12 protein-coding genes are annotated in these 12,014 nt (G+C 70.9%); 1 reads left to right on the forward strand and 11 read right to left on the reverse strand.

Annotation, left to right across the window (positions count from 1 at the left end; translation table 11 throughout):
* Nucleotides 1-20: 20 nt before the first annotated feature.
* The 7 genes from ABZ883_RS07210 to ABZ883_RS07240 form a co-directional block, all read right to left on the reverse strand.
* On the reverse strand, nucleotides 21-2,504 hold the full coding sequence (locus ABZ883_RS07210; RefSeq protein ID WP_360902798.1) for an NADH-quinone oxidoreductase subunit G: 2,484 nt from the start codon (nucleotides 2,502-2,504) through the stop codon (nucleotides 21-23).
* A complete protein-coding gene (nuoF, locus tag ABZ883_RS07215) occupies nucleotides 2,501-3,832 on the reverse strand; it encodes an NADH-quinone oxidoreductase subunit NuoF (RefSeq protein ID WP_360902979.1) in 1,332 nt (443 codons plus the stop codon). Before nuoF ends, ABZ883_RS07210 begins: the two co-directional genes overlap by 4 nt.
* Before the next feature lie 2 nt (nucleotides 3,833-3,834).
* Nucleotides 3,835-4,662 carry an NADH-quinone oxidoreductase subunit NuoE gene (nuoE, locus tag ABZ883_RS07220; RefSeq protein ID WP_360902982.1) on the reverse strand — a complete coding sequence of 276 codons (828 nt, stop codon included), beginning with the start codon at nucleotides 4,660-4,662 and terminating at the stop codon, nucleotides 3,835-3,837.
* Nucleotides 4,663-4,688: 26 nt separating this feature from the next.
* Complete coding sequence (locus ABZ883_RS07225) at nucleotides 4,689-6,035, reverse strand: NADH-quinone oxidoreductase subunit D (RefSeq protein WP_360902801.1); 1,347 nt, start codon at nucleotides 6,033-6,035, stop codon at nucleotides 4,689-4,691.
* Nucleotides 6,032-6,769 (reverse strand): NADH-quinone oxidoreductase subunit C, encoded by a 738-nt coding sequence (locus ABZ883_RS07230; RefSeq protein ID WP_360902804.1) that lies wholly within the window; start codon nucleotides 6,767-6,769, stop codon nucleotides 6,032-6,034. Before ABZ883_RS07230 ends, ABZ883_RS07225 begins: the two co-directional genes overlap by 4 nt.
* Before the next feature lie 91 nt (nucleotides 6,770-6,860).
* Complete coding sequence (locus ABZ883_RS07235; protein ID WP_319658399.1) at nucleotides 6,861-7,415, reverse strand: NADH-quinone oxidoreductase subunit B family protein; 555 nt, start codon at nucleotides 7,413-7,415, stop codon at nucleotides 6,861-6,863.
* A gap of 15 nt (nucleotides 7,416-7,430) precedes the next feature.
* Nucleotides 7,431-7,790 carry an NADH-quinone oxidoreductase subunit A gene (locus tag ABZ883_RS07240; RefSeq protein WP_360902808.1) on the reverse strand — a complete coding sequence of 120 codons (360 nt, stop codon included), beginning with the start codon at nucleotides 7,788-7,790 and terminating at the stop codon, nucleotides 7,431-7,433.
* A 555-nt stretch (nucleotides 7,791-8,345) separates the two neighbouring features.
* On the opposite strand from ABZ883_RS07240, the gene ABZ883_RS07245 reads away from it, so the two are divergent.
* Nucleotides 8,346-9,161 carry a C40 family peptidase gene (locus ABZ883_RS07245; RefSeq protein WP_360902811.1) on the forward strand — a complete coding sequence of 272 codons (816 nt, stop codon included), beginning with the start codon at nucleotides 8,346-8,348 and terminating at the stop codon, nucleotides 9,159-9,161.
* A gap of 164 nt (nucleotides 9,162-9,325) precedes the next feature.
* On the opposite strand, the gene ABZ883_RS07250 is transcribed toward ABZ883_RS07245, so the two are convergent.
* The 4 genes from ABZ883_RS07250 to ABZ883_RS07265 all read right to left on the reverse strand — a co-directional run bounded on the left by ABZ883_RS07250 (nucleotide 9,326) and on the right by ABZ883_RS07265 (nucleotide 11,998).
* Nucleotides 9,326-9,622 carry a hypothetical protein gene (locus ABZ883_RS07250; RefSeq protein ID WP_360902814.1) on the reverse strand — a complete coding sequence of 99 codons (297 nt, stop codon included), beginning with the start codon at nucleotides 9,620-9,622 and terminating at the stop codon, nucleotides 9,326-9,328.
* 136 nt (nucleotides 9,623-9,758) lie between these two features.
* Nucleotides 9,759-10,121 carry a DUF4180 domain-containing protein gene (locus ABZ883_RS07255; RefSeq protein WP_360902817.1) on the reverse strand — a complete coding sequence of 121 codons (363 nt, stop codon included), beginning with the start codon at nucleotides 10,119-10,121 and terminating at the stop codon, nucleotides 9,759-9,761.
* A complete protein-coding gene (locus tag ABZ883_RS07260) occupies nucleotides 10,114-10,572 on the reverse strand; it encodes a helix-turn-helix domain-containing protein (protein WP_360902820.1) in 459 nt (152 codons plus the stop codon). Before ABZ883_RS07260 ends, ABZ883_RS07255 begins: the two co-directional genes overlap by 8 nt.
* A 133-nt stretch (nucleotides 10,573-10,705) precedes the next feature.
* The gene (locus ABZ883_RS07265) at nucleotides 10,706-11,998 is read right to left on the reverse strand and encodes a geranylgeranyl reductase family protein (protein WP_360902823.1); all 1,293 of its coding nucleotides are present in this window, start codon (nucleotides 11,996-11,998) and stop codon (nucleotides 10,706-10,708) included.
* Nucleotides 11,999-12,014: the final 16 nt, after the last annotated feature.

A 12,014-nucleotide genomic window follows, 5' to 3' on the forward strand; every position in this document is an offset into this window, starting at 1 on the left:
GTCCTCGACGGACAGGATCGTCACTGGGCCACCTCCTTCGTGGGCGCGGCCACCGTGACGACCTGGCCGGGCAGGGCGCCGGTGTCCGAGGCGAGACCGCCGCCCACGGAGTTCAGCGGCAGCCACACGACGCGGTCGGGCATCTCGGTCACCTGGAGCGGAAGCCGTACGGCGCCCGCGGGGCCGGAGATCTCGGCCTCGGAGCCGTCGGTGAGGCCGATCTCCTCCGCCGTGGCCGCCGACAGGCGGGCGACCGCCGGGTGGCGGGTGCCGGCGAGGGCGTCGTCGCCCTGCTGGAGCAGGCCCTGGTCGAGCAGCAGCCGGTGGCCGGCGAGGACGGCCTCGCCGACGCCCGGCTTGGGGATCGGGCGGCCGGTCTCGCGCGGCGCGGCGGCCCGCGGGCCGTCCACCGGGGCGAGCCGGGTGAGTTCCGCGCGCGCCGCCTTCACATCGGCGAGGCCGAGGGGGACGTCGAGCGCGTCGGCCAGCATCGTCAGCACCCGCGCGTCCGGGAACTGGTGGCGCTGGACCTGCTGGGCGGGCTTGATCGCGGTCTCGAACGGGCGTGCCCGGCCTTCCCAGTTGAGGAAGGTGCCGGCCTTCTCGGCGACCGCGGCCACCGGCAGGACGACGTCCGCCCGCCCGGTGACCTCGCTCGGCCGCTGCTCCAGGCTGACCACGAAGCCGACCGCGTCCAGGGCCGCGCGGGCCATGGCCGGGTCGGGCAGGTCGGCGACCTCCACGCCGCCCACGAGCAGCGCGCCGAGTTCGCCGGCCGCCGCCGCCTCCAGGATCGCGGTGGTGTCGCGGCCGAAGCGGGACGGGAGCGTGGCCACGCCCCAGACCGCGGCGACCTCGTCGCGGGCGCGCGGGTCGGCGACCGGGCGGCCGCCGGGCAGCAGTCCCGGCAGGGCGCCGGCCTCGACCGCGCCGCGCTCACCGGCCCGGCGCGGGATCCACGCCAGGCGGGCGCCGGTGGCCTCGGCCAGCCGGAGCACCGCGGTCAGCGCGCCGGGCACGGCCGCCAGCCGCTCGCCGACCAGGACGACCGCGCCCTCGGCGCGCAGTGCCTCGTGCGCCGCGCGGCCGTTGGCGTCCAGGCCGACGCCGCCGGCGAGCGCGTCCAGCCACTCGGTCTCAGTGCCGGGCGCGGCGGGCAGCAGGGTGCCGCCGGCCTTGCCCAGTCCGCGGGTGGCGAAGGACGCGAGCGCGAAGGTCTTCTGCCCGTGCTTGCGCCAGGCCTTGCGCAGCCGCAGGAAGACGCCGGGCGCCTCCTCCTCGGCCTCCAGCCCGGCCAGCAGCACCGCGGGGGCGCTCTCCAGCAGGCGGTAGGTGACGCCGTCGCCCGACAGGTCCCGTCCGCGGCCCGCCACGGCGGCGGCCAGGAAGTCGGCCTCCTCGGCGGAGTGCGCGCGGGCCCGGAAGTCGACGTCGTTGGTGTCCAGGGCGACGCGGGCGAACTTGGCGTACGCGTACGCGTCCTCGACGGTGAGCCGGCCGCCGGGCAGGACGCCGGTGCGGCCGCCGGCCGCGGCGAGCCCGCGGGCCGCCGCCTCCAGCGCCTCGGGCCAGCTCGCCGGCTCCAGTTCACCGCTGTCGGCGTTGCGCACCAGCGGCGTGGTCAGCCGCTCGGGGCGCTGCGCGTAGCGGAAGCCGAAGCGGCCCTTGTCGCAGATCCACTCCTCGTTGACCTCGGGGTCGTCCTGCGCGAGCCGCCGCATGACCTTGCCGCGCCGGTGGTCGGTGCGGGTGGCGCAGCCCCCGGCGCAGTGCTCGCACACGCTCGGCGAGGAGACCAGGTCGAAGGGGCGGGAGCGGAAGCGGTAGGCCGCCGAGGTCAGCGCGCCGACCGGGCAGATCTGGATGGTGTTGCCGGAGAAGTACGACTGGAAGGGGTCGCCCTCCCCCGTGCCGACCTGCTCCAGCGCGCCGCGCTCCAGCAGTTCGATCATCGGGTCGCCCGCGACCTGCTCGGAGAAGCGGGTGCAGCGCGCGCACAGCACGCACCGCTCGCGGTCCAGCAGGATCTGGGTGGAGATCGGCATGGGCTTGGCGTAGGTCCGCTTGCGTCCCTCGAAGCGGGTGTCGGCCTGGCCGGCGGACATCGCCTGGTTCTGCAGCGGGCACTCGCCGCCCTTGTCGCAGACGGGGCAGTCCAGCGGGTGGTTGATGAGCAGCAGCTCCATCACCCCGCGCTGGGCCTTCTCCGCGACACCGGAGGTGAGCTGGGTCCGCACGACCATTCCGTCGGTGCAGGTGATCGTGCAGGACGCCATGGGCTTGCGCTGGCCCTCGACCTCGACGATGCACTGACGGCAGGCGCCGACCGGGTCCAGGAGCGGGTGGTCGCAGAAGCGCGGGATCTCGATCCCGATGAGTTCGGCGGCCCGGATCACCAGCGTGCCCTTGGGCACGGACAGTTCGACGCCGTCGATGGTGACGGACACCAGGTCCTCGGGCGGCACCGCTGCCTCTCCGGAAGCGGCGTTCGTGGTGACGGTCACGCGTTCACCTCCAGGTGAGACTTGTCGGCCCAGACCGTGGACCTGGACGGGTCGAAGGGGCAGCCGCGGCCTTCCAGGTGCTCCACGTACTCGTCGCGGAAGTACTTGAGGGAGGAGAAGATCGGGCTGGCCGCTCCGTCCCCGAGGGCGCAGAAGGACTTGCCGTTGATGTTGTCGGCGATGTCGGCGAGCTTGTCGAGATCGGCCAACGAGCCCTTGCCCGCCTCGATGTCCCGGAGCAACTGGACGAGCCAGTACGTGCCTTCGCGGCACGGGGTGCACTTGCCGCAGGACTCGTGGGCGTAGAACTCGGTCCAGCGGGTGACGGCCCGCACCACGCAGGTCGTCTCGTCGAAGCACTGCAGCGCCTTGGTGCCGAGCATCGATCCGGCGGCGCCGACGCCCTCGTAGTCCAGCGGGACGTCGAGGTGCTCGTCGGTGAACATCGGGGTGGAGGAGCCGCCCGGCGTCCAGAACTTGAGCTTGTGGCCCGGCCGCATGCCGCCGCTGAGGCTGAGCAGCTGGCGCAGCGTCACCCCGAGCGGGGCCTCGTACTGGCCGGGGTTGGCGACGTGGCCGCTGAGCGAGTACAGCGTGAAGCCCGGGGACTTCTCGCTGCCCATGGAGCGGAACCACTCCTTGCCCTTGTGCAGGATCGCCGGCACCGAGGCGATGGACTCCACGTTGTTGACCACCGTCGGGCAGGCGTACAGGCCCTCGACCGCCGGGAAGGGCGGCCGCAGCCGGGGCTGGCCGCGCCGGCCCTCCAGCGAGTCCAGCAGCGCCGTCTCCTCGCCGCAGATGTACGCGCCGGCTCCGGCGTGCACGGTCAGCTCCAGGTCGAAGCCGCTGCCGAGGATGTTCTTGCCGAGGTAGCCCGCCTCGTACGCCTCGGCGACCGCGTGGTGCAGCCGCCGCAGCACGGGGACGACCTCGCCGCGCAGGTAGATGAAGGCGTGGTTCGAGCGGATCGCGTGGCAGGCGATCACCATGCCCTCGATCAGCGAGTGCGGGTTGGCGAAGAGCAGCGGGATGTCCTTGCAGGTGCCCGGCTCCGACTCGTCGGCGTTGACGACGAGGTAGTGGGGCTTGCCGTCGCCCTGCGGGATGAACTGCCACTTCATCCCGGTGGGGAAGCCGGCGCCGCCGCGGCCGCGCAGACCCGCGTCCTTGACGAAGGCGATCACGTCGTCCGGGGGCATGGCGAGCGCCTTGCGCAGGCCCTCGTAGCCCTCGTGCCGGCGGTACGTGCCGAGTGTCCAGGACTGCGGGTCGTCCCAGAAGGCCGACAGAACGGGTGCGAGCACCTTCTCCGCCGAGTCAACCATCGTCACTGCTCCCCCTCGCCTTCGTTCGTGCGCTGCTCGGTGACGGGCCCGGCGGGGTGGTCCGGGTCGGAGACCGCGGACTCCTGCGGGGCGTCGTGGGAGCCGGTGTGCGCCGGCGGCACCTCGTCGCGCGGCGGGGCGGAGGTCTGCCGCGGCACGCCACCGCCGGCCCCCGGCAGGGCCTCGCCGCGGGAGAGCCGCAGCCCGGCCAGCGAGGCCGGGCCGGCGCCGCCGCTCGCCTCGACGGCGCCGGGGCGCTCGTCGGGGAACCCGGCGAGGATCCGGGACGTCTCCTTGTACGTGCACAACGGAGCGCCCCGGGTGGGCTCGACGGTCCGGCCGGCCCTCAGGTCGTCGACGAGCCGCTTGGCCGACTGCGGGTCCTGGTTGTCGAAGAACTCCCAGTTGACCATCACCACGGGGGCGAAGTCGCAGGCCGCGTTGCACTCGATGTGCTCCAGCGTGACCTTGCCGTCCTCGGTGGTCCCGCCGTTCTCGACGCCGAGGTGCTCCTTGAGCTCCTCGAAGATCGCGTCCCCGCCGAGCACCGCGCACAGGGTGTTGGTGCAGACCCCGACCTGGTACTCGCCGGACGGCGCCCGGCGGTACATGGTGTAGAAGGTCGACACCGCCGTCACCTCGGCCGTGGTCAGCCCGAGCATCTCGGCGCAGAAGCGGACCCCGGTACGGGAGACATGGCTCTCCTCCGCCTGCACGAGGTGCAGCAGCGGAAGCAGGGCGCTGCGGCTGCTGGGGTAGCGCGCGATGATCTCGCGCGCGTCCGTCTCCAGGCGCTGCCGTACGTCGGCCGGGTAGTCCGGCGCGGGCATCGCGGGGATGCCGAGTGATACCTCAGTCACCGGTCGACGCCTCCCATCACGGGGTCGATGGACGCCACCGCGACGATGACGTCGGCGACCTGGCCGCCCTCGCACATCGCCGCCATGGTCTGCAGATTGGTGAAGGACGGGTCCCGGAAGTGGACGCGGAAGGGGCGGGTGCCCCCGTCGCTGACCACGTGGACCCCGAGTTCGCCCTTGGACGACTCGACGGCGACGTACGCCTGGCCGGGCGGCACCCGGAAGCCCTCGGTCACCAGCTTGAAGTGGTGGATCAGGGCCTCCATGGAGGTGCCCATGATCTTCTTGATGTGGTCCAGCGAGTTGCCGAGCCCGTCCGGGCCGAGCGCCAGCTGCGCGGGCCAGGCGATCTTCTTGTCGGCGACCATGACCGGGCCGGGCTGCAGCCGGTCCAGGCACTGCTCGACGATCTTCAGCGACTCGCGCATCTCGTCCAGGCGGATGAGGAAGCGGCCGTAGGAGTCGCACGTGTCGACGGTCGGGACCTCGAACTCGTAGTTCTCGTAACCGCAGTACGGCTGCGACTTGCGCAGGTCGTGCGGCAGCCCCGTGGAGCGCAGGATCGGGCCGGTGGCGCCGAGCGCCATGCAGCCGGCCAGGTCGAGGTAGCCCACGTCCTGCATACGGGCCTTGAAGATCGGGTTGCCGGTGGCGAGCTTGTCGTACTCGGGGAGGTTCTTGCGGAACTTCTTCACGAACTCGCGGATCTGGTCCACGGCGCCGGGCGGCAGGTCCTGGGCGAGGCCGCCGGGGCGGATGTACGCGTGGTTCATCCGCAGGCCGGTGATCAGCTCGTAGATGTCCAGGATCATCTCGCGGTCGCGGAACCCGTAGATCATGATCGTGGTGGCGCCGAGCTCCATGCCGCCGGTGGCGATGGCCACCAGGTGCGAGGAGATGCGGTTCAGCTCCATCAGCATCACGCGGATGACGGAGGCCCGGTCGGGGACCTCCTCGGTGACGCCGAGCAGCTTCTCCACCGCCAGGCAGTACGCCGTCTCGTTGAAGAACGGCGTCAGGTAGTCCATGCGCGTCACGAACGTGGACCCCTGGGTCCAGGTCCGGAACTCCATGTTCTTCTCGATGCCGGTGTGCAGGTAGCCGATGCCGCAGCGGGCCTCGGTGACCGTCTCGCCGTCGATCTCCAGGATCAGCCGGAGCACTCCGTGGGTGGACGGGTGCTGCGGACCCATGTTGACGACGATGCGCTCGTCGTCGGCCTTGCCGACGGTCTCGGACAGTTCGTCCCAGTCGCCGCCGGTGACCGTGAAGACCCGGCCCTCGGTGGTGTCCCGCTCCGCGGCCTGCCGGGGTGCGGCGTGCGATGTGCCGTGCGTGCTCACGAGTACGACCTCCGCTGGTCCGGAGCCGGGATCTGGGCGCCCTTGTACTCGACGGGAATGCCGCCGAGGGGGTAGTCCTTGCGCTGCGGATGGCCCTGCCAGTCGTCCGGCATCATGATCCGCATCAGGGCGGGGTGGCCGTCGAAGACGATGCCGAAGAAGTCGTACGTCTCGCGCTCGTGCCAGTCGTTGGTCGGGTAGACCTCGACCAGCGACGGCACGTGCCGGTCGGCGTCGGAGACGCTCACCTCCAGCCGGATCAGCCGGTTGTGGGTGATCGAGCGCAGGTGGTAGACGGCGTGCAGCTCGCGGCCCTTGTCCTCGGGGAAGTGCACGCCGCTCACCCCGGTGCAGAGCTCGAAGCGCAGCGCGGGGTCGTCGCGCAGCGTCCGGGCCGTGCGGACCAGGTGCTCGCGCGCGACATGGAAGGTGATCTCGCCGCGGTCGACGACGACCTTCTCGATCGCGTTGGCCGGGACGAGGCCCTGCTCCTCCAGGGCGCCCTCCAGCTCGTCGGCGACCTCGTCGAACCAGCCGCCGTAGGGCCGGTTGGAGGCTCCCGGCAGGCGCACGGTGCGCACCAGCCGGCCGTACCCGGAGGTGTCGCCGCCGTTGTTGGCGCCGAACATGCCGTGCTGGACGCGGATCGCCTCGCCGTGGTCCCCGCGCTGACCGGGCAGACCGCTCGCCTGCACGTCCTTGTCCGGGTTCGGGGTGTCCGGGGAATCCGTCATCGCGCACCCCCTCGGATCGCTTCTCCGCCCGCTCGGCGCAGAAGTGCGGGCATCGTCGCCGCCTGCGGCCCGGCGGCCTCGCGTGCGTCGCTCACCGGAGAAGCCCCTTCATCTCAATCGTCGGCAGCGCCTTCAGCGCCGCCTCCTCGGCCTCGCGCGCGGCCTGTTCCTGGTTCACGCCGAGCTTGCTGTGCTGGATCTTGTGATGGAGCTTGAGAATGGCGTCCATCAGCATTTCGGGACGGGGCGGACATCCAGGCAGATAAATGTCAACAGGCACCACATGGTCAACACCCTGCACAATTGCGTAGTTGTTGAACATTCCGCCGCTGGATGCGCAGACGCCCATGGAGATGACCCACTTGGGGTTGGGCATCTGGTCGTAGACCTGGCGCAGGACGGGCGCCATCTTCTGGCTCACCCGGCCGGCCACGATCATCAGGTCCGCCTGCCGCGGGGAGCCGCGGAAGACCTCCATCCCGAATCGGGCCAGGTCGTACCGCCCGGCACCGGTGGTCATCATCTCGATGGCGCAGCAGGCCAGGCCGAAGGTGGCCGGGAAGACCGACGCCTTCCGCACCCAGCCCGCGGCGGTCTCGACCGACGTCAGCAGGAATCCGCTCGGCAGCTTCTCTTCAATACCCATGGCTTTTCTCCGCCCCTAGTCCCATTCCAGACCGCCGCGGCGCCAGACATAGGCGTACGCGACGAAGACGGTGAGCACGAAGAGGAGCATCTCGACGAGCCCGAAGATCCCCAGGGAGTCGAACGAGACGGCCCAGGGGTAGAGGAAGACGATCTCGATGTCGAAGACGATGAAGAGCATCGCCGTCAGGTAGTACTTGATCGGGAAACGGCCACCACCGGCCGGATGCGGAGTCGGCTCAATGCCGCACTCATACGCCTCCAATTTAGCCCTGTTGTACCGTTTTGGGCCGATAATTGAGGCCATGACCACGGAGAAGATCGCGAAGCCGGCCGCGAGGCCGCCCAGCACGAGGATGGGCGCGTAGGCATTCACGTCCCCGCTCCTTCCAGTCGACGGTGACTGATGACGGACCGTGCCCGGGCATATGCGCCACGCCACCTAGATCCTCTCTATGTGAGGCAGTTCACAAGCCCGAACTGCCCGCATCTTATGCCTCCTGGTCTGTGATCTGCGACACGGGGTTCCCACTGGACTTTGTGATCTACACCACCCGGCCGAGGGCGACCGTTCCGGATGAGGCGTGATCTTCTCACGCAGGTATCTCTAATGATCACCAGAAGTCATATTTGCTCGCGTTATCGCTGGCCAGAGGGGGTGGCCCACTATCAGGCCATCGCGACTCAAAGCAAATTGGAGCTCCCCCGGACCTCGTGATAGCGCACCGCCGCCCGTCCGGGTGAGCCGGGAAAGTCCGTGCTGACGGCCGCCGGAGCCACGTGAACGCACGCACGAGGAAATGGACTTGGATATCCGATTCGTCCAGAAAAAGGAAGATCAAAAAAGGGACAATAGCACTGGGGTGGCGCCAACTGTGGCGCATCACACTTTTGTTGAACGGAACCGATTCCGCCTGATACCCAAGAGCGCATGCCCCTTCAGATCTCGCATATACGCCGCCGGCGACGCGCCACGCAGAGCACCAACTGGGTGCGCCGCGCTGGAGTCGCCGGCGGCGTCATCGGAACGCTCGCCCTCACCGGGATGTCCGCCCCGGCCAACGCCGAACCGACGGCCGCCGACCCGGCGACCACCGGAAGCATCCCGGTCATCCCCGCCCTCTCCACCGAGGCGGCCGCCGCGCAGGCCGCCGCCGCCCTCGACGAGACCGTCGTCGAGCAGCAACTGGACGCGGCCCGCGACGAGGCCCGCCACCAGGCGATGAAGGCCGCCGCCAAGAAGAAGGCCGCCGCCGACGCCCGCAGGGCCGCCACCGCCAAGGCCGCCGAGGCCCGGGAGTCCGCCACGGCGTCCCGCTCGGCCGGGCGCACCGCGCTGGCCACGTCCGCCTCCGCGTCCTCGGCGCAGTCGGTACCGGCCTCGGCCGCGAGCGGCAGCGTCGCCTCTGTGATCGGCTTCCTGAAGGCCCAGGTCGGCAAGGCGTACGTGTACGGCGCCACGGGCCCCAGCGCGTACGACTGCTCCGGCCTCACCCAGGCCGCCTTCCGGACCATCGGCGTCGAGCTGCCGCGCACCTCCCAGGCCCAGTCGACCGTCGGCACCCCGGTCCCCGTGAGCGAGGTCCAGCCGGGCGACCTGCTGTTCTGGGGCGGCGTCGGCTCCGCCTACCACGTCGCCGTCTACGTCGGCGACGGCCAGTACCTGGACGCGGCCAACCCGAGCAAGGGTGTCGTCATCCAGCAGATGGCCTATTACATGCCCACCTCCGCCGTCCGCGTGGCCTGATCCCGCGACCCCGTCCCCACGGGCCGGCAGGTCCGCGGTGCCGTACCGCGCGACGCCCGCGCTCGTGAAGCCGCTCACGCGCCCGTACGAGGCCGAGCCCGGCCCCGCCGCAGTGGCGGGGGGCCGGGCTCGGGAAGAGGCGGTTACGGGGGCGTGAACGGCGGTCAGCGGCGCACGCAGACCTTGTGGGCCGGGTGCCAGACCCGCTCCCAGCGCAGGGAGCCGTGGGACGAACCGGCGTGCCCGCCGCGGCGGTCGCGGTCGCCCCGGCCGCCGTGGTCGTCGTGGTCGCCGCGGCCCGACGTGTGGCGGAACGTCCAGTAACCCTTGTGCCAGGTGCAGTGGAGCCTCTTGCCGTGCCCCGACGGGGCGGCGGAGGCGGCGGTGGTACCGGTCATTCCGCCGCCCGCAAGCAGAACAGTGACGGCGGCGGTGGCAAGGGACTTCGTGAAGAGGTTCATGGTGCGCCTTCCTCCCGTTGACGGTGTCCCCGGTGGGGTGAGCAAAAGTATGGGCACACCGTCACGAATCACGCATTTCGGGCTTATAGCCCCAACACCCCCTCGCCACACGTGACATCGATGTCAGACTCCCCTGTCAGCCCGCCAATCGGGCGTCGAGTTCCGCCAGATCGGACACGAACCACACCTGGCTGCCCCGGTTGGACTCGCGCACCAGGTCGCGCAACGCCGTACTGGCCCCGGTGCGGGCGGAGATGTCGCCGACGACGACCAGCCGCAGCCGGTAGTTGACGAACTTCTGCAGGATCTCGCCGGCCACCCCGGTCCGCAGCGCGAAGAAGCGCTCGTCGAACCGGGAGGCGGGCACGGCCACCACCTCCGCGCGGGAGAAGGCGGCGCCGATCAGGTCGAGCGCGTCCTGCGGGCCGGCGATGCCGGGACCCTCCTCGCCCACGACCAGCACGGGCACCCCGGCGCGTTCGGTCACCACGTCAGTCACTGGACCCGCCTTCGGGATCGCCTTGGAACATGCCGTTCTCCGCTCCGAGAATGCCGTCGATGGTGGCGAGGACGTCCGCCGTGGGGGCGAGCCCGCCCAGGACGACCACCTTGAGCCGGGCCCGCGGCCCGTCGTGCACCGTCTGGATGCGCAACGGCTCCGCGTCGTCGCGCGGCATCCGGGCCCCGGCGGAGAGCAGGGTGGTCAGGCGGTCGGCGGCCGCCGCCCCGATGCCCTCGAGTTCGACGATGGCGGAGACCTCGGCCCGCCGGGGAGGCGGTGCGGGGGCCGGCCGCCCGGTGAGCGCGTCGAGGTCGGCGGCGGCGACGCGGTACTGCTTGCCGATGCGCACGGCCTTCAGCCGCCCGTCGCGGATGTAGCCGCGCACGGTCCGCACATGCAGTCCGAGCCGCTCGGCGACCTGCTCCACCGAGTACCAATCCTGCTCCATATTTACGCATCCTACCCTTCATACGTAAAGAAAGGGAAGGTTGAGTGCGTCACCGGAGTGCAGTGAGGAGCGGCAAAAAAAGAAGCGTGGCCGCCCCGAGGAGGGCGGCCACGCCGGGTTCAGCGGGGCGGTGTCACGACCGCGGGGCCACCTTCGACAGGCCGTTGATGACGCGGTCCATCGCGTCGCCGCCGGTCGGGTCGGTGAGGTTCGCCAGCAGCTTGAGCGTGAAGCGCATCAGCACCGGGTGGCTGAGTCCGCGCTGCGACGCCAGCTTCATGACCTTCGGGTTGCCGATCAGCTTCACGAAGGCGCGGCCGAGCGTGTAGTAGCCGCCGTAGGTGTCCTTCAGGATGCGCGGGTAGTGGTGCAGCGCCAGCTCCCGCTGCGCCGCGGTACCGCGGGCGTGCGCCTGGACGATGACGTCGGCGGCGATCCGGCCGGATTCCATCGCGTAGGCGATGCCCTCGCCGTTGAACGGGTTGACCAGGCCGCCCGCGTCGCCCACCAGCAGCAGGCCGCGGGTGTAGTGCGGCTGGCGGTTGAAGGCCATGGGGAGCGCGGCGCCGCGGATGGGGCCGGTCATGTTCTCGGGGGTGTAGCCCCAGTCCTCCGGCATGGACGCGCACCAGGCCTTGAGGATCTCGCGCCAGTCCAGCTCCTTGAAGGAGGCGGAGGTGTTGAGCACACCGAGCCCGACGTTGGACGTCCCGTCGCCCATGCCGAAGATCCAGCCGTAGCCGGGCAGCATGCGGGGGTCGCCGGGAACGCGCCGGTCCCACAGCTCCAGCCAGGACTCCAGGTAGTCGTCGTCGTGGCGGGGCGAGGTGAAGTACGTGCGGACCGCGACGCCCATCGGACGGTCCTCGCGGCGGTGCAGGCCCATCCCCAGCGACAGCCGGGTGGAGTTGCCGTCGGCGGCCACGACCAGCGGGGCGTGGAAGGTGACCGGGGTCTTCTCCTCGCCGAGCTTCGCCTCGACACCGATGATGCGCCCGGTGCGCTCGTCGCGGATCGGACCGGAGACGTTGCAGCGCTCGTACAGCCGCGCGCCGGCCTTCTCGGCCTGGCGGGCCAGCACTTCGTCGAAGTCCTCGCGCTTGCGGACGAGTCCGTAGTCGGGGAAGGAGGCCAGGTCCGGCCAGTCGAGCTGGAGGCGGACGCCGCCGCCGATGATGCGCAGGCCCTTGTTGCGCAGCCAGCCCGCCTCTTCGGAGACGTCGATGCCCATCGCGACGAGCTGCTTGGTCGCCCGCGGCGTGAGACCGTCGCCGCACACCTTCTCGCGGGGGAACGCGGTCTTCTCCAGCAGCAGCACGTCCAGACCGGACTTCGCCAGGTAGTACGCGGTCGTCGAACCGGCGGGACCGGCCCCGACGACGATCACATCGGCACTGCGCTCGGAGGCGACGGTCGTGTCAGTCACGGTCGGGGTCTCCCGT

The sequence above is a fragment of the Streptomyces sp. NPDC046977 genome, from assembly GCF_040644455.1.
GTDB lineage: Bacteria > Actinomycetota > Actinomycetes > Streptomycetales > Streptomycetaceae > Actinacidiphila.

Excerpts from the sequence above, each read along its gene's own strand:
- nuoF (WP_360902979.1), bottom strand. The coding sequence starts at position 3,832 with ATGGTTGACTCGGCGGAGAAGGTGCTCGCACCCGTTCTGTCGGCCTTC.
- ABZ883_RS07260 (WP_360902820.1), bottom strand. The coding sequence starts at position 10,572 with ATGGAGCAGGATTGGTACTCGGTGGAGCAGGTCGCCGAGCGGCTCGGA.
- ABZ883_RS07235 (WP_319658399.1), bottom strand. The coding sequence starts at position 7,415 with ATGGGTATTGAAGAGAAGCTGCCGAGCGGATTCCTGCTGACGTCGGTC.
- nuoE (WP_360902982.1), bottom strand. The coding sequence starts at position 4,662 with ATGCCCGCGCCGGACTACCCGGCCGACGTACGGCAGCGCCTGGAGACG.
- ABZ883_RS07245 (WP_360902811.1), top strand. The coding sequence starts at position 8,346 with ATGCCCCTTCAGATCTCGCATATACGCCGCCGGCGACGCGCCACGCAG.
- ABZ883_RS07250 (WP_360902814.1), bottom strand. The coding sequence starts at position 9,622 with ATGAACCTCTTCACGAAGTCCCTTGCCACCGCCGCCGTCACTGTTCTG.
- ABZ883_RS07230 (WP_360902804.1), bottom strand. The coding sequence starts at position 6,769 with ATGACGGATTCCCCGGACACCCCGAACCCGGACAAGGACGTGCAGGCG.